The 15,901-nt window shown below is 60.3% G+C and carries 15 protein-coding genes; 14 read left to right on the top strand and 1 reads right to left on the bottom strand.

The annotated features are described in order from the left end of the window. The first annotated feature begins 5 nt into the window (after positions 1–5). The 3 genes from ACH518_RS18795 (at position 6) to ACH518_RS18785 (ending at position 4,788) form a co-directional block, all read left to right on the top strand. Complete coding sequence (locus ACH518_RS18795) at positions 6–533, top strand: SRPBCC family protein (protein ID WP_445371194.1); 528 nt, start codon at positions 6–8, stop codon at positions 531–533. A 387-nt stretch (positions 534–920) separates the two neighbouring features. Further along, on the top strand, positions 921–2,276 hold the full coding sequence (locus ACH518_RS18790; RefSeq protein WP_445371193.1) for a hypothetical protein: 1,356 nt from the start codon (positions 921–923) through the stop codon (positions 2,274–2,276). After that, positions 2,266–4,788 (top strand): tetratricopeptide repeat protein, encoded by a 2,523-nt coding sequence (locus tag ACH518_RS18785; protein WP_445371192.1) that lies wholly within the window; start codon positions 2,266–2,268, stop codon positions 4,786–4,788. Before ACH518_RS18790 ends, ACH518_RS18785 begins: the two co-directional genes overlap by 11 nt. Before the next feature lie 66 nt (positions 4,789–4,854). On the opposite strand, the gene ACH518_RS18780 is transcribed toward ACH518_RS18785, so the two are convergent. Next, positions 4,855–5,511 carry a response regulator gene (locus tag ACH518_RS18780; protein ID WP_445371191.1) on the bottom strand — a complete coding sequence of 219 codons (657 nt, stop codon included), beginning with the start codon at positions 5,509–5,511 and terminating at the stop codon, positions 4,855–4,857. Positions 5,512–5,979: 468 nt separating this feature from the next. On the opposite strand from ACH518_RS18780, the gene ACH518_RS18775 reads away from it, so the two are divergent. The 11 genes from ACH518_RS18775 (at position 5,980) to ACH518_RS18725 (ending at position 15,900) form a co-directional block, all read left to right on the top strand. Then, entirely contained in the window at positions 5,980–7,788 is a 1,809-nt protein-coding gene (locus tag ACH518_RS18775; protein ID WP_140911121.1) for a methanol/ethanol family PQQ-dependent dehydrogenase, read from the top strand. Positions 7,789–7,871: 83 nt separating this feature from the next. Continuing rightward, the gene (moxJ, locus tag ACH518_RS18770) at positions 7,872–8,714 is read left to right on the top strand and encodes a methanol oxidation system protein MoxJ (RefSeq protein ID WP_445371190.1); all 843 of its coding nucleotides are present in this window, start codon (positions 7,872–7,874) and stop codon (positions 8,712–8,714) included. 13 nt (positions 8,715–8,727) lie between these two features. Further along, positions 8,728–9,204, top strand: coding sequence for a cytochrome c(L), periplasmic (gene moxG, locus ACH518_RS18765; protein ID WP_140911123.1), 477 nt, complete (start codon positions 8,728–8,730; stop codon positions 9,202–9,204). Positions 9,205–9,349: 145 nt separating this feature from the next. Beyond that, complete coding sequence (locus tag ACH518_RS18760; protein ID WP_140911124.1) at positions 9,350–9,631, top strand: methanol dehydrogenase; 282 nt, start codon at positions 9,350–9,352, stop codon at positions 9,629–9,631. A gap of 273 nt (positions 9,632–9,904) precedes the next feature. Then, positions 9,905–10,924: an AAA family ATPase gene (locus ACH518_RS18755; protein WP_445373017.1), complete on the top strand. Its 1,020-nt coding sequence runs from the start codon at positions 9,905–9,907 to the stop codon at positions 10,922–10,924. A gap of 4 nt (positions 10,925–10,928) precedes the next feature. Beyond that, positions 10,929–11,555: an MxaP protein gene (locus ACH518_RS18750; RefSeq protein ID WP_445371189.1), complete on the top strand. Its 627-nt coding sequence runs from the start codon at positions 10,929–10,931 to the stop codon at positions 11,553–11,555. Positions 11,556–11,596: 41 nt separating this feature from the next. Then, on the top strand, positions 11,597–12,451 hold the full coding sequence (locus ACH518_RS18745) for a DUF58 domain-containing protein (RefSeq protein ID WP_445371188.1): 855 nt from the start codon (positions 11,597–11,599) through the stop codon (positions 12,449–12,451). Then, positions 12,448–13,362 (top strand): nonribosomal peptide synthetase MxaA, encoded by a 915-nt coding sequence (locus tag ACH518_RS18740; protein ID WP_445371187.1) that lies wholly within the window; start codon positions 12,448–12,450, stop codon positions 13,360–13,362. The genes ACH518_RS18745 and ACH518_RS18740 overlap by 4 nt, the downstream gene beginning before the upstream one ends. Continuing rightward, positions 13,359–14,342: a vWA domain-containing protein gene (locus ACH518_RS18735; RefSeq protein WP_445371186.1), complete on the top strand. Its 984-nt coding sequence runs from the start codon at positions 13,359–13,361 to the stop codon at positions 14,340–14,342. The genes ACH518_RS18740 and ACH518_RS18735 overlap by 4 nt, the downstream gene beginning before the upstream one ends. Then, on the top strand, positions 14,336–14,902 hold the full coding sequence (locus ACH518_RS18730; RefSeq protein WP_140911129.1) for an MxaK protein: 567 nt from the start codon (positions 14,336–14,338) through the stop codon (positions 14,900–14,902). The genes ACH518_RS18735 and ACH518_RS18730 overlap by 7 nt, the downstream gene beginning before the upstream one ends. Positions 14,903–14,973: 71 nt before the next feature. Beyond that, on the top strand, positions 14,974–15,900 hold the full coding sequence (locus ACH518_RS18725; protein ID WP_445371185.1) for a vWA domain-containing protein: 927 nt from the start codon (positions 14,974–14,976) through the stop codon (positions 15,898–15,900). The last annotated feature ends 1 nt before the right edge of the window (position 15,901 follow it).

Genomic DNA, 15,901 nt, shown 5'->3' with positions numbered 1-15,901 from the left:
TTAGTATGCGCCAGATCATTTACGCCCTCGGATTCTCTCTGCTCTGCAGCCAAGCTCAGGCCCACGGCCCGACCCCGCAAAAGGCCAAAGAAAGCGTGACGATTCAGGCGCCGGTCGCCAAGGTCTGGGAAGCGGTGAAAAACTTCGACGATATCGGCCATTGGCATCCGGATTTGAAGGCGGCCGAGGGCGACGCTAAAAACCAGTCCGGCGGTACCCGCAAACTGACCTTCCAAAACGGCGAAAGCATCGTCGAAGAACTCGACTACTACAACGACGCCGAACACGAATACAGCTACCGGCTGAAAACCGAAAACGTCAAAGCCTTGCCGACCAGCTCGCACACCGTCGATCTGAAAGTCGCGCACGGCGACAGCGCCGATTCCACTGTCGTCACGCTGAAAAGCCGCTTCTACCGCGGCGACACCGGCAACACCCCGCCGGAAAACCTCAGCGACGCCGCCGCGGTCGAGGCTATGACCCGGTTTTTTAAAGATGGTTTGAATGGGCTTAAAGCCAAATTGGAGAAGTAGCGGCCGCTGTTTTGTCCGTCTGTAGACGTCAGTTGTGTCGCTGTCGCGACGGGTTTGTTTTTTATGTCGGGTCTCGGCCCGACAGCCGAGATACTTTCTTTTGCGTGGCCTCGGCAATTGCTCCATGCGTTGCTCTACCTCTTGCATCCATGCAGAAAGTGGCGAAGCTGCAATAACCCTCTCCTGATGGAGAGGGCAGGGTGAGGAGAACCAAAAAATCATTTTTCCGGCGATTTGGCGTCCGAAACGCCGATTCAATCGCTATGCTGTTGAAGAGGCGCAGCGTCCCGTCAAACGGTTCCCAGGTAGAACGAGGGAGACCTGGAAATCCAACGCCCGTGCTACTATTAAGCACCTAATGGTAATGACGAAAATGACCGGTAACTCATGATCGACCCCAAGGCGTTACGCCCAAAAATCAAAAAATGCCTCAACGCGCTGGATGCGACCAAGCCGGTGGTTTTCGGCGACCATCCGTTAATCGAACGAGGCGTTAGCCAGGCACTTTACGTTGAAGGTTTGCACGGCTCGGAACGTGCGTTGGTGCAAGTGCTGGCCGACCGTATCGATTTCGACGAAGGCGGCGGTACCTATCTGTTTTCCGGCAATCGTGGCACCGGCAAAACCACCGAATTGATGCGGCTGGCCGAAATGTTGCGCGGCTCCGGTTGCGAAGTGTTTTACGTGGACATGGCCGAATATCTCAACCTGACCATGGCGGTGGAAATCACCGACTTTCTGATCAGCATGCTGGGCGGCTTGTCGGAAAAAGTCGAACAACGTTTCGGCGACGACCCGGCGCGGATCGGCTTTTTCGAACGGGTTTGGAATTTCTTGCAAAGTGAAGTCAAGACAGACGAACTCGGTTTGGAAGCGGGAGGCGACGTAAAAGCCAGCCTGAAGATGTCCTTGCGCGAAAACCCGACCTTCAAGCAAAAGCTCCAGGAAAGTACCCGCGGCCACGTTGCCAAGTTGATGCAGGAATCCCGCCAATTCGTGGAAAGCACCGTCGATTACATCCGCCAACAAAGCGGCGATCCGGCCAAAAAAGTGGTGCTGTTGCTGGATTCGGTGGAGCGTTTGCGTGGGGTTGGCGATAGCGAAGACGTGGGGAAAGTGTTTAAAAGCGTGGAAACCATATTTTCCGGCCACGCCGACAAGCTGCGCTTGCCGCCGTTATATTTGGTTTGCACCGTGCCGCCGTATTTGACCGCGTTGGCCGGCAATTTGGCGGCGCTATACTCCGGCGGGCGGATTTACATGCTACCCAGTGTCCACGTTTACGAAAACCGCCCTGAGGACGGCGAAGCGCCAAAACCCTCGGCAATCGGGCTGAATGCCATGGTGGAAGTGGTTGGCCGCCGTTTTCCGGAATGGAGCCAATTTTTTACCGGGGAACAATTGCTGCGGCTGGCCGCCAACTCCGGCGGCGACCTGCGCGACTTTTTCCGCATGGTCGGTTTGAGCATTACCGAGGCTTTGTACCAAACCAGCCTGCCGCTGCCCGATAGCGTATTAAATGCCGCCGAAAGCGCCTTGCGCAACGACATGCCGTTGGCCGACGACGACAGGCAAAAATTGTCGCGGGTACTCAATACCCATGAACGGCCCTTGGAAAGCCTGGACAAACTGCCGGACTTTGCTCGCCTGATCGAAGGCAAATATCTGCTCAATTACCGTAACGGCGTGGATTGGTACGACGTACACCCGCTGCTGCGCGACAGCGTGGCCCGTGGCGGCTGATTCTGCCTATCGGGCGGAGTTGGACGCTATCTGGCGCCGGCTGCGCCCGCATCTGGAGTGGGCGGACGGCTTCAAACTGGCGATATTGTTCAGCCGCCATCCGGCCCCGGCCGAGGCGCTACGCCAACGCCTGTCGGATTTGCTGGCTTTCAATACCTTGCCGGCGCGGCACTTGGTTTTACAGCATCCCGAACAATTGAACGACACCTTGGCAGCGGTGTTTGGGTATCGGCCGTTGGTCGCCGCCCGGCCGCCGCTGTGGCTGGAGGCGCGGCTGGACGGTGCCGCCCAGCGCCAGGCGGTCTGGCAATTGTTGTCCCGCCTCAACGAACGGCGTTTTTTGCTGGAACGGGACATGGCCTGCCCGTTGGTGCTGGTACTGCCCGCCGAATTGCGCCCCGAAGTGCCCGTCATGCTGCCGGACTTGTGGAGTATCCGCTGCTTTACCGCCGACTTGCCGCTGCCGGCGCTCCAACAACCGCCCGCCCGCGAACCCGAATCCGCAGCCCCGGCCGTTGCGGCGGCTGGCGGCCAAGTCTCGGCGGCGGAACGCGAATGGCAGCGGCTCTGGCAAACCACCGCCGACAAATCCCGCTTGGCGGCGGTGGCCGGTTTCGCCGCCGCCGCAGCGGCTGTGGAGCGCATGGATTACGCCGCCGCCGGCCAAATCGTCGGGCAACTGTTGCCGCTGCTGAAGCCGTTAGCCGAACCGCAAAATACGCCATCGGACCAATTGCGCAATTACAGCGTCGCTTTAAATTACGCCGGCGACGTCGACCGAGCCCTGGGCCGCCTGCAAGCGGCCGGCGCCGCCTATGCCGAAAGCCTGGAACTGTGCCGGCAACTGCGCACTGCACTAGGCGACGCCCCGCAAATCCTGCGCGACTTGAGCGTGTCGTTGGACAATGTCGGCGAGGTCGAGCAAGCCCTGGGCCGACTGGAAGCGGCCGGCGCCGCCTATGGCGAAAGCCTGGAGCTGCGCCGGCAACTGCGCAGTGCGCTGGGCGACGCCCCGCAAACCCTGCGCGACTTGAGCGTGTCGTTGGACAATGTCGGCAACGTCGAGCAAGCCCTGGGCCAGCTGGAAGCGGCCCGTGCCGCCTATGCGGAAAGTCTGCAATTGTGTCGGCTACTGCGTAACGAACTGGGCGACGCCCCGCAAACCCTGCGCGACTTGAGCGTGGTGTTGAGCAAGCTCGGCGACGTCGAGCAAGCCCTGGGCCAGCTGGAAGCGGCCCGCGCCGCCTATGCGGAAAGCCTGGCATTGTGCCGGCAACTGCGCACTGCGCTAGGCGACGCCCCGCAAACCCTGCGCGACTTGAGCGTGTCGTTGGACAATGTCGGCGACGTCGAGCAAGCCCTGGGCCGGCTGGAAGCGGCCGGCGCCGCCTATGGCGAAAGCCTGGAACTGCGCCGGCAACTGCGCAGCGCACTGGGCGACGCCCCGCAAACCCTGCGCGATTTGAGCGTGTCGTTGATCAAGCTCGGCGACGTCGAGCAAGCCCTGGGCCGGCTGGAAGCGGCCGGCGCCGCCTATGGCGAAAGCCTGGAATTGTGCCGGCAACTGCGTAGCGCGCTGGGCGACGCCCCGCAAACCCTGCGCGACTTGAGCGTGTCGTTGGACAATGTCGGCAACGTCGAGCAAGCCCTGGGCCGGCTGCAAGCGGCCGGCGCCGCCTATGGCGAAAGCCTGGAACTGCGCCGGCAACTGCGCAGCGCACTGGGCGACGCCCCGCAAACCCTGCGCGATTTGAGCGTGTCGTTGATCAAGCTCGGCGACGTCGAGCAAGCCCTGGGCCGGCTGGAAGCGGCCGGCGCCGCCTATGGCGAAAGCCTGGAATTGTGCCGGCAACTGCGTAGCGCGCTGGGCGACGCCCCGCAAACCCTGCGCGACTTGAGCGTGTCGTTGGACAATGTCGGTGACGTCGAGCAAGCCCTGGGCCGGCTGGAAGCGGCCGGCGCCGCCTATGCCGAAAGCCTGGAGCTGCGTCGGCAACTGCGCAGCGCGCTGGGCGACGCCCCGCAAACTCTGCGCGACTTGAGCGTGGCGTTGGACAATGTCGGCGAGGTCGAGCAAGCCCTGGGCCGACTGGAAGCGGCCGGCGCCGCCTATGCTGAAAGCCTGGAGCTGCGTCGGCAACTGCGCAGCGCGCTGGGCGACGCCCCGCAAACCCTGCGCGACTTGAGCGTGTCGTTGAACAAGCTCGGCGACGTCGAGCAAGCCCTGGGCCGGCTGGAACCGGCCGGCGCCGCCTATGCGGAAAGCCTGGAACTTCGCAAGCAACTGCGCACTGCGCTGGGCGACGCCCCGCAAACCCTGCGCGACTTGAGCCTGTCGTTGAACAATGTCGGCGACATCAAGCAAGCCCAGGGCCGGCTGCAAGCGGCTCGTGCCGCCTATGCCGAGAGTTTGGCGATTTGTCAGCGTTTGACCGCCGTATTGCCGGAGGTGCCGAAATTTGCAGACGATTTGAAATGGGTGCAAGCCAAGCTGGATGCACTTGATGGTTAGGGTTTGCTAAGCGCCCCCGGACAGCGGCACCAGTTGACCTCTGTCTTGATAACCAATCTCCATATCTCAAGCCGCCGAACTCTTAACAATCCCCTGCCGGCTGGCGAGCAACGTCATTTCCGACATCGTTTTCACGCCCAACTTTTCCTTGATCGCGGTGCTGTGGTTGCAGACCGTCTTGTAGCTCAAGCACAGTTTCTCCGCCGCTTCGCGGGTGCTGAGGCCGTTGGCCAGCAGGCAGAAGATGTCGAACTCGCGCGGCGACAGCGATTTGATTTTGTACGACTCGTCCTGGCCTACCGCCATGTTGACCGCCAATTGCTGGGCCAGGTCGGGATCGATGTAAGTGTTGCCTTCGGCGATGGCGCAGACGGCGGTGACCAAGGTGTCCGGTTCGTTGTTTTTGGTGATGTAGCCCCTGGCGCCGGCTTTGATCGCACGGGTGACGTAGACCAGTTCGTTATGAATGCTGAAGACCAGTATCCGGCAAGCCGGGTGCCGGCTCAGCAGGCGCCGCACCGATTCCAGACCGCCCAGGCCGGGCATCGATAAATCCATCACGACGACGTCCGGGGTGTGCCTGGAATAAATCTGGCAGGCGGTCTCGCCGCGGTCGGCTTCGTAGATTTCGCCGATGCGTTCCGACAGCGACAGGTAGGTCTTGTAACCGGCTCGGACCACGGCGTGGTCGTCCACCAGTAACACGCTGATTTTGTTTGCCACAGGCAATACTTCCTCTTTCGCGGATTGCTGAATCGTTTCCGGCCGTTTCTATGCTCGCGGCCGCGGCCATCATGCCGCTTTTTGATGTGCGAAACCATGGGAGCTTTTCCTGTTTGCAGTTGGTTGGCGATGGGAAAGATTCCGCTGCTTTTCACGCGATTTTCCCGTGCTTTTCGTGGATTATTCCGTAACGCCGGGCCGGGCGGTTTCTTTACCATTTCCCGTCAGCATGGCCCGGTAGGTCTAAGTCAATGATGTGTGCGAATTGATCGAGACTGCTGATCTGAAAAAGTCAGGAGATTGCCGTACTGCGGCGTCTCGCGTTAACGGATAAACGCCAAAATCAAAGCACATCTTGCTATTGATTTTGCCCGGATACGCCCGTCGCGTATCCGCTTTTAACGGAAGGCTCCCCTAACCAACCGATTTGCCGGGCCATGCACTCTAATAAACAACATAGGAGGATTCATGCAAATTTCACGGTTTGCCAAGAACGTGGCGACATCGGCCGTTTTGACCGGAGCAGCGTTGAGCGTGCCGCAATCGGCGCAAGCGAATAAAGAGCTGGAGCAACTTTCCAAACAAAACACCAATTGGGTGATGCAGACCAAGGATTACGGCTCCACCCATTTCAGCGAGATGATCGACATCAACGCCAACAACGTCAAGAACCTGAAAGTGGCATGGTCTTTCTCGACCGGCGTACTGAACGGCCACGAAGGCGGGCCGCTGGTGGTAGACGGCATTATGTACGTACACACCCCGTATCCGAACAACGTGTTCGCGATCGATTTGAACGAGCCGGACAAGATCCTGTGGCAGTTTAAACCCAAACAAAACCCGGCGGCCCGCGCGGTTGCCTGCTGCGACGTGGTCAACCGCGGTCTGGCCTATGCTCCGGCCGGCAAGGATTATCCGGCCACGATCTTCTTGAACCAGTTGGACGGTCACGTCGTGGCTTTGAACGCCAAGACCGGCGAGCTGCGTTGGAAAATGGAAAACTCCGATATCGCGATGGGTTCGACCTTGACCGTGGCGCCGTTCGTGGCCAAGGATAAAGTCATCGTCGGTTCCTCCGGCGCCGAGCTGGGTGTGCGCGGTTACGCTACCGCCTTCAACATCAAGGACGGCAAGCAAGAGTGGCGGGTTTACGCCACCGGTCCGGACGAAGACATCAAATTGTCGAAAGACTTCAACAAAGCTAACCCGCATTACGGCCAGTTCGGTCTGGGTCTGAAAACCTGGGAAGGCGACGCCTGGAAAATCGGTGGCGGCACCAACTGGGGTTGGTACGCTTACGACACTGAGTTAGAAATGTTGTACTACGGCTCCGGCAACCCGGCACCGTGGAACGAAACCATGCGTCCCGGCGACAACAAATGGACCATGACCATCTGGGGCCGCGACATCAACAGCGGCGAAGCTAAATTCGGCTACCAAAAAACCCCGCACGACGAGTGGGACTATGCCGGCGTTAACTACATGGGCTTGTCCGAGCAAGTGGTCGACGGCAAGAAACGCAAGCTGCTGACCCACCCGGACCGTAACGGTATCGTTTACACCCTGGACCGGGAAAACGGCGATCTGATCAATGCCTTCAAGATCGACGACACTGTCAACTGGGTGAAAAAAGTCGATCTAAAAACCGGTCTGCCGGTGCGCGATCCGGAATATTCGACCCACATGGATCACCAAGCCACCGGCATCTGCCCGTCGGCGATGGGTTACCACAACCAGGGCATCGAGTCTTACGACCCGAACAAGCAACTGTTCTTCATGGGCGTGAACCACATTTGTATGGATTGGGAACCGTTCATGCTGCCTTACCGGGCCGGCCAATTCTTCGTCGGCGCGACTTTGAACATGTATCCGGGCCCGAAAGGCACCCTGGGTCAAGTCAAAGCCATGAACTCGGTCACCGGCAAAATGGAATGGGAAGTTCAGGAGAAATTCGCGGTCTGGGGCGGCACCATGGCTACGGCCGGCGACCTGGTGTTCTACGGCACTCTGGACGGCTACATCAAAGCCCGCCACTCCAAAACCGGCGAAGAGCTGTGGAAGTTCAAACTGCCTTCCGGCGTTATCGGCCACCCGATCACCTATAAACACAACAACAAACAGTATGTTGCGATTTACTACGGTGTCGGCGGCTGGCCGGGCGTTGGCCTGGTATTCGACCTGGCCGACCCGACCGCCGGTCTGGGCGCGGTGGGTGCGTTCAAGGAATTGGCGCACTACACCCAAATGGGCGGCGGCGTGATGGTGTTCTCGCTGTAAATCGTAGGGTGGGCATGCAATGCCCACCTGGTTGCCGAATTCGGTGGGCACGTGGTGCCCACCCTACGTCAGAACTGGAAAACATGAAAAACACTATCCGCATTTTTACCGCATTGGCTCTGGGCCTGGGTTTTGCCACGGCCCAAGCCGAGCAACCGGCGTTGAAAGTCTGCACCGCCGAAAACGAAATGCCTTATGCCAACCAAGCCGGCGAGGGCTTCGAGAACAAGCTGGCGCACTACGTAGCCGAGCAAATGGGCCGCAAGCTGGAAACGGTGACCTGGACCGACCCGCGTTACTTCATCCGCGACTACCTGGACAAGGGCTTGTGCGATGTGGTGATGGGTGTCGATGCCGGCGATCCGCGCCTGCTGACCACGGCGCCGTATTACCGCTCCGGTTACGTCTTTATCAGCCGCGAGCAGGACGCGCTGGATCTGCAGAACTGGGGCAGTCCGGCACTGAAACAAGCCAAACGCATCGCTTTCGCGCCGGGTACCCCCGCCGAGACTATGTTGCGGACCATCGGCCGTTACAACGACATGTTCAATTACCAGCAGGAACTGGCCGGCTTCAAGTCCAAGCGTAACCAGTACGTCAAATACGACAACGACAAGCTGGTCAACGAAGTGGCATCCGGCAAAGCCGAAATCGCGATTTTGTGGGGACCGGCGGCGGCGCGTTACGTGAAGGCTGCGGCGACACCGCTGACCATGACGCTGATCCCGGATAACGCCAAGCGTGCCGACGGCGAAAAAGTCGGTCTGCACTACAGCACCGCGATCGGGGTGCGCAAAGGCGATACAGCGTTGCTGGAGCAATTGAACAAAATCGTGCGCGAGAAACAGGACGATATCGAGGAACTGCTGGAAGCGGAGGGTATTCCGCTGCTGGAGGAACCCGCTAGCGCCTTGTCCATGAACTAACAGGAATCATTTAATGAAATTGAAGACATTTTTCAACGGCGTAGCGCTGACTCTGTCGCTGGCAACGGTGTCCGCCGTTCAGGCCGACATCACTTTGCGCCATGCCTTGACCGGCGAAGCGCTGGATTTGAGTTTCGCCAAGAAAGGCGGCAATACCGACAAATTCAAGCAATTCATGCAGACCGGCAAAAACCCTTACAACGGCGACGCCGAAGCCGCCAAGAAGGGCGAGAGTCTGTACATGACCGGTTGCTCCGGCTGCCACGGCCACGAAGCCGAAGGCAAGCTGGGTCCCGGTCTGGCCGACGACTACTGGACCTATCCGCGCGGTCTGACCGACCAGGGCTTGTTCGAAATCCTGTTCGGCGGCGCCAACGGCATGATGGGCCCGCAATACGTCAACTTCAGCACCGACGACATGCTGCACATCATGGCGTTCTTGCGCAGCATTTATAAGGGCGATCCGAAGAAGGCGGAGTGGTTGAAATAAACACCCTCACCCCCGGCCCCTCTCCCAGAGGGAGAGGGGAGATAACCCCTAACCGCTTAAATCGCAACAGGCCAAAAAAAGCCCTCTCTCCCATTGGGAGAGGGGGTGGGGTGAGGGATATTAATTGATTTATCAGGAGATCAACATGAACAAATTAGTACTGTTAGGTGTGGTATTGCTGGCCCTGGGGCTGTCCGGCACGGCGAAAGCCTACGACGGCACCAAATGCAAAGAAGCCGGCAACTGCTGGGAACCGAAACCGGGTTATCCGGCGCAAGTGGCCGGCAGTAAATACGACCCGAAACACGATCCGAACGAGTTGAACAAACAAGCCCAGTCGATCAAGGAAATGGAAGCGCGTAACGCCAAACGCACCGAAGTTCTGGCGAAAACCGGCAAGTTCGTTTACGACGTGGAAGATAAATAACCCGGACCAGGCTTTATCGAACCCTTAGGAAGCCGCCAGGGAAGGCGGGGCCTAATTTCCGCGATTGCCGATCATAAACCTGTTATTCGGTCCCGGATGAGCGTGTCGATGAGGCGTAGGCCGGAATAAGCCGATAGGCGTTTCCGGCGTTTTCAGCTTATTCCGGTCTATCTCCCCAAGCATTCTCGGCAACGGACTGTGCGGTAAACGCATCCCAACAGGATAAAACCACTCTGCTCCGGCAAAGTAATGCGCCGGGGCTTTTTTATGACTATGAATTCAGAACATCAACTCAGCGACGGGTGCGAACAGGCCCTGAATTTCGAACGGCATATCAACCGCATCGTGATCGGCCAGCAGGCCGCGGTGCGCAACCTGACCATCGCGGTGTTCGCCCGCGGCCACGTGTTATTGGAAGGCCAGGTCGGCGTCGGCAAGACCACCTTGCTGCGTACCGTCGCTCAGGGCTTGGGCGGCCGTTACCAACGCATCGAGGGCACGATCGATCTGATGCCGTCGGATTTGGTGTATTACACCTACCTCGACCAGGACGGCCGGCCGCGGGTCGATCCGGGGCCGCTGCTGAAACAGGGCGAGGAACTGGCGGTATTTTTCTTCAACGAAATCAATCGCGCCCGGCCGCAAGTGCATTCGCTGCTGCTGCGGGTGATGGCCGAGCGCGCCGTCGGCGCCTTCAACCGCGAATACCGGATGCCGCACATGCTGGTATTCGCCGACCGCAACCGGGTCGAACGCGAGGAGACCTTCGAATTGCCGGCCGCCGCCCGCGACCGCTTTCTGATGGAAATCAACATCGCCGCGCCCGATGACGACGCGGTACTGGATCAGTTGATGTTCGACCCGCGTTTCCACGATGTCGATGCCTTGATCGAGGCGATGCCGGCGTCGGGGATCGGTTATCAAAACCTGAACGCGCTGGGCGCAGCGATTCAACAGCGGGTGCAGGCCGCGCCGGCCCTGCACAAATATGCGCAGGAGTTGTGGCAGGCGACTGCCAAGCCGCAGGCTTACGGCATTAGCGTCAGCGACGTCGACATCGGCCAATTGCTGCAATCCGGCGCCAGCCCGCGCGGCATGAGCTATCTGATTCGTGCGGCCAAGGTCAGGGCCTGGCTGGAAGGCCGCGACAGCTTGTGGCCGGAGGACTTGCAGGCCGTGTATGCGCCGACCATGAGCCATCGCCTGTTTTTAAACCCCATTTACGCCTATCGCCGGGAGGTCTTGCTTCCGGAACTGGTCAACCAAATCTTGCAGCGCATCGCCGCACCCTAAACTTATGGATTGGAAACGATTTTTACCCGCACTGGTCCCGCACGCCGGGCTCGGCCATTTGCTGGAAACCTATTTGACCTGGTCCGGTGTCGGCATCATCAGTTCCTTGATTGCCAGCATGCTGGACGCCTATTCCGACATTCCGTACGCCGCTTACTACACCAGCGCGCTGAATGACGCGGTCGGCTTCAAGTTCTGGATTTTGTTGTCGGTGATCGGCATTTTGCTGTTTTGCGTCAGCGTGCCGGTGCTGTACTTGTCCTTGCGCTTGCCGCAACTGGCCGGATTTTCGGCGCGCTTGCGCCGCTTTACCTACACCTTCTTCCTGGTCGCGTTCGACGAAGGGGCGTTGATGATCGGCATTTTGACCGCCAACTTTTTCGATACCAACGAACGTATTTCGCTGTTGGCCAATAAGTCGTTCCTGTTCAGCGACGTCGGCTTCTTCACCATTGTTGCGCTGTTGATATTGGACTCGCTGCTGTGGCTGCTGGGCGAGGCGATTTACAGCCGAAATCAGAGCGGTTATTCCGGCGTGGTGGAGCTGCTGGTGAATGCGCCGCTGAAATATGCCTTGCCGGGTTATTTGCTGGTGACCGGGCTGGTGGTGCAGGTCGTCGTCACCCAATAGCCAGACCTCAACCCGTCAGCATCTCTCCGGCTAACCGTGCCATGGCCTCCCGTATCGAACCTTTTTGCTATCGCTTGCCCAGACCGGCCGTCGAGGTATACCCCGGCGCCCATCCCGGCCAGATGGTCGGCAACGGCCAATTATTCAAACGCCATGAGGCGCTACTGGCCCGGCCCGATCCGCGCCGGCTGGATTTGCGCGCCAGCCTGCTCGATCCGTTCGGCCAATACCGGGTCAAGGCCTACCAGGAACACGACCGGGTCGAGGTCATGGTACTGGCGGACCTATCGGCGTCGCTGGCTTACCGCGGCGTTTTCGATAAACGCCAAGTCATGATCGACCTGATTCGCGCTATCGCCGAATCGGCTTTGGCTTGCGGCGATCGGATCGGTTTTGCCGGTTTCGGCCCCGACGAGAAGCCCTTGTTGTATGCGCCGCCCGGCGGCGATCTGAGTTGGTTATCGTCCTTGAGCGGCATCCTCGAACAACTGCCGCAGCAACGCGGCTGCCAAGGTTTGTGGCAGGCCGGCGCTTACTTGCCGCGGCGGCGGGCCTTGTTGTTTTTGCTCGGCGACGGCCATTGGCCGACCGCGCAATTGCCTGCTTTATTGGCGAGCGTAGGTCGCCACGAACTGGTGCCGTTGTTGATCTGGGACGCCGCCGAATACCACGCCTTGCCGGATTGGGGGTTGCTGGCACTGCAAGATCCGGAAAGCGGTCGCCGCCGGCGATTGTGGCTGCGGCCGGCCCTGAAACGGCGCATCGAGCTAGCCTACAGCCGGCGCCGGTCCCTGTTGCAGCGTTTGTTTCGCGCCGCCGGCAGCGAACCGCTGTTCATCGAACAGGGTTACCGGGTCGAACAATTCAATCGTTATTTCCTGGAGCGGGCAGCGTGAAGTCGTGCCGATACCTAGCAGCATTCTCGCGTCTGGTGGTGTTGGCGAGCGCGGCAACGTTGGCGGCGGCATGTGCCGGCGGCCCGAGTCGGCCGGTCGAGGCCTTCAATCTGGAAACGCCGCGGCCGTTCGGTTATCAGATCGGCGATACCGTGCCGATGCGGATTCTGGTGCAGACCCGGCCCGGCGTGCAACTGCAGCCGGCCAGCCTGCCCAAGCCCGGCCCGCTGAACCGTTGGTTGAATCTGCGCCGGATCGAACTGGTCGAGGCCGGTGCCGACGCGTACCGGATCGACCTGGAATACCAGGTGTTTTATGCGCCGCTGGAAGTGAAAGCCCTGACCATCCCCGGCTTTGCCTTGCGCTTCAGTCAATACGGCCAAACCGTGGAGGAAAGCGTGCCGCCGTGGCAGTTCACGCTGGCGCCGTTGCGGGAATTGATCGCCCGGCAGGATGTCGACGGCGAATATTTACGGCCGGATCAACCGCCGGCCTTGTTGTCGACCGCTGCCGTGCGCACCAATCTGGCATTGGCGCTGGCGGCCGCGGCGGTGTTGGGCTTGAAGCTGGCGCGGCAGTACGGTTATCTGCCCTGGTTTGCCCGGCGCAGTCCGTTCAAAACCGCCGAAAAGCGTTTGCGTCGCTTGGCGCCGGCCGAATTGGCTGCCGGACTGGCTGCCTTGCACAGCGCGTTTAATGCGACTTATGGTGCACCGGTATTCGGTCATCGTTTGCCGGACTTTTTGCGGGCGCATCCCGAATTCGGCCAAATCCAATCCGAACTGGTCTGGTTTTTCGATTACTCCAACCGGTTTTTCTTTGCCGGGCAGCCGGACTTGGCCAGCGCCGATTTGGACCGACTGCAAAAACTGTGCGGCTGGTGCCGGGCCATAGAGCGGGGCAGCCGGTGAATCTGGCCGTCGAACAACCCTGGCTGCTGGCCGGCCTGCTGCTCTGTGCGTTGCCCTTGCTGCGCTACGGCCAGCGCGTAGCCGGCCATCCGGCGTTGGACCTGATACCGGCGGACGGGCTATCGCTGGCGGTCGACGCCGCCATCCGGCTGCTGGGTGCGTTGGCCTTGGCGGGGCTGGTACTGGGGATGGCCGGGATTTATCGCACCGAACAGCAGGTCGAGCGCATCGGCCACGGCGCGCATATCGTGTTGCTGCTGGACCGTAGCAACAGCATGGATCAGACCTTTGCCGGTACCGCCGCCGAAACCGGCGGGGCGGAGAGCAAGGCCGCCGCCGCCCGGCGTTTGCTGAGCCAATTCGTCGAGCGCCGCGAACACGATTTGATCGGCGTCGCCGCTTACAGTACCTCGCCGCTATTCGTCACGCCGCTGACCGAAAACAAGCAGGCCGTCGCGGCCGCCATCGCCGCAACCGCGCGGCCGGCGCTGGCCTATACCAACGTTAGCAAGGGCTTGGCGCTGGCCTTGTCCTACTTCGACCAACGCCCGGCGGTCGGCGCCCGTATCGTTTTGTTGGTGTCGGACGGCGCCGCGGTGATCGATCCGGACAGCGAAGCCAAGCTCAGAGAATTGTTTCAGCGCCAGCAGGTACGTTTGTACTGGGTGTTTTTGCGCACCGCCAATAGCCCCGGCCTGTTCGACCAGCCGAGCGATCCGCGCGACGACAACGCCCAGGCCATGCCGGAGCGCTATTTGCATTTGTTCTTTTCCAGCCTGCACATTCCTTATCAGGCCTATCAAGCGGAAGACCCCGGCGCGATGCGGCAGGCGATCGAGGATATCAACCGGCTGGAACAGCAACCGCTGCATTATTTCGAACGGATTCCGAAGCAGGATTTGGCGCCGCTGTGCTACCGCAGCGCGGCGTTGCTGTTGTTACTCCTGATCGCTATTAAAGCTTGCGAGGCCAAATGTTGATCCGACGCATCAAACACGGTTTTTGGTGGACCGCGCTGGCCGCCGCACTGGCGGTGGCGCTGAGCCAGGCCTGGCTCTGGGCCGGAATTGCCGGGCAAAACCGGCTGATCGGGCAGTTGCTGGCCGGACGCGATGTCGCGGTCGAGGATTTCGCCAATGCCGATCCGGCGTTGCGACTGGCGCGGGCGGTGTATTTACGCAAAGCCGGGCGTTACGACGATGCGTTGGCGACCTTGAACCTGTTGTTGCAGCAGGCGCCGCCGGCCTTGCGCGCTCAGGCCCGCTACAATCTGGGCAATCTGTATCTGACCCAGGCCCAGGAAAAGTTGAAGGCAGGCGGTGTCGATAGTGCGACGCCGCTGGTCGGCTTGGCCAAACAGGCCTACCGCGAGGCGCTGGCCGCCGACCCCGGCTTTTGGGATGCCAAATACAATTTGGAAGTGGCGATGCGTTTACTGCCGGAAATGGACCGGATCAACAGCGGCAATCAGGAAGACGACGGTTCGCAAAAGTCCGAGCTGTGGACTTCGTTGCCGGGCTTTCCGCGCGGATTGCCGTAATGCCCAGCTTCAGGTTGGAACATGGCATTCGCTAATCCAGTCGCTAGGTTTCCCAGCCGGAGCTATTGCCAATGACGCTAGTCAAGGATTTTCGTTTCTGGCTGTTGGCCGCGGCGCTGGCGCTGGCCCTGGTCGCGGCGGCCGGGCCGACCCGCGTTGCCCGCCAGCCCTTGTACCGGCTGGTGTTAGTCGTCGACATCACCCGCAGCATGAACACCGAGGACTACCAGATCGACGGCCAGTCCGTCAGCCGGCTGGAGTTCGTCAAGCAGACCCTGCGCCGGCAACTGCTGGCCTTGCCCTGCCAATCGCAAGTCGGTTTGGGCGTGTTTACCGAACGGCGTTCGGTAGTGTTGTTCGAACCGATCGAAGTCTGTGCCGGCTTTGCCGAAATCGATGCGGCCATCGCGGCCTTGGATTGGCGCATGGCTTGGGCGGCGGACAGCCGCATCGCCTCCGGCCTAGCATCGACGCTGGAAGCCTTCAAAAACGGCCGGGATAGTTTGGTATTTTTCAGTGACGGCCAGGAAGCGCCGCCGCCGAATCCGCGCTACCAGCCGGATTTGACCGTATTCAAAGGTCAAGTCAAGGGCTTGATCGTCGGCGTCGGCGGCGACCAGGCGGCGCCGATTCCGAAATTCGATGCCAACGGCAAGCGTTTGGGGTTTTACCGGCCGGAAGATGTACCGCACCGCTCCACCTTCGGCGAGTCCGATTTGAATCCGGAAAAAATCGAAGGCTACGACGCCCGCAACGCGCCGTTCGGCAGTCGGGCAGTGAGCGGCGACGAGCATTTGAGCCGCTTGCACGAGGACTATCTGCGTAAATTGGCCGGCGACAGCGGCTTGCGCTATCAGCGCCTGCTGGATGCGGAAAGCTTGGGTTTGGCGCTGGCACAGAGCGGCTTTGCCGAACCGGGGCAGACCGAAACCGACATCGCCTGGCAATTTGCCGGGTTGGCCGGGTTGGCGCTGGCGGCGCTGTACTGGCGCAACTAAG

This window comes from Methylomonas sp. HW2-6, assembly GCF_052474525.1.
This window is presented reverse-complemented; position numbering and strand designations above follow the sequence as displayed.

Excerpts from the sequence above, each read along its gene's own strand:
- ACH518_RS18795 (WP_445371194.1), top strand. The coding sequence starts at position 6 with ATGCGCCAGATCATTTACGCCCTCGGATTCTCTCTGCTCTGCAGCCAA.
- ACH518_RS18790 (WP_445371193.1), top strand. The coding sequence starts at position 921 with ATGATCGACCCCAAGGCGTTACGCCCAAAAATCAAAAAATGCCTCAAC.
- ACH518_RS18775 (WP_140911121.1), top strand. The coding sequence starts at position 5,980 with ATGCAAATTTCACGGTTTGCCAAGAACGTGGCGACATCGGCCGTTTTG.
- moxJ (WP_445371190.1), top strand. The coding sequence starts at position 7,872 with ATGAAAAACACTATCCGCATTTTTACCGCATTGGCTCTGGGCCTGGGT.
- moxG (WP_140911123.1), top strand. The coding sequence starts at position 8,728 with ATGAAATTGAAGACATTTTTCAACGGCGTAGCGCTGACTCTGTCGCTG.
- ACH518_RS18760 (WP_140911124.1), top strand. The coding sequence starts at position 9,350 with ATGAACAAATTAGTACTGTTAGGTGTGGTATTGCTGGCCCTGGGGCTG.
- ACH518_RS18755 (WP_445373017.1), top strand. The coding sequence starts at position 9,905 with ATGAATTCAGAACATCAACTCAGCGACGGGTGCGAACAGGCCCTGAAT.
- ACH518_RS18750 (WP_445371189.1), top strand. The coding sequence starts at position 10,929 with ATGGATTGGAAACGATTTTTACCCGCACTGGTCCCGCACGCCGGGCTC.
- ACH518_RS18745 (WP_445371188.1), top strand. The coding sequence starts at position 11,597 with ATGGCCTCCCGTATCGAACCTTTTTGCTATCGCTTGCCCAGACCGGCC.
- ACH518_RS18730 (WP_140911129.1), top strand. The coding sequence starts at position 14,336 with ATGTTGATCCGACGCATCAAACACGGTTTTTGGTGGACCGCGCTGGCC.
- ACH518_RS18725 (WP_445371185.1), top strand. The coding sequence starts at position 14,974 with ATGACGCTAGTCAAGGATTTTCGTTTCTGGCTGTTGGCCGCGGCGCTG.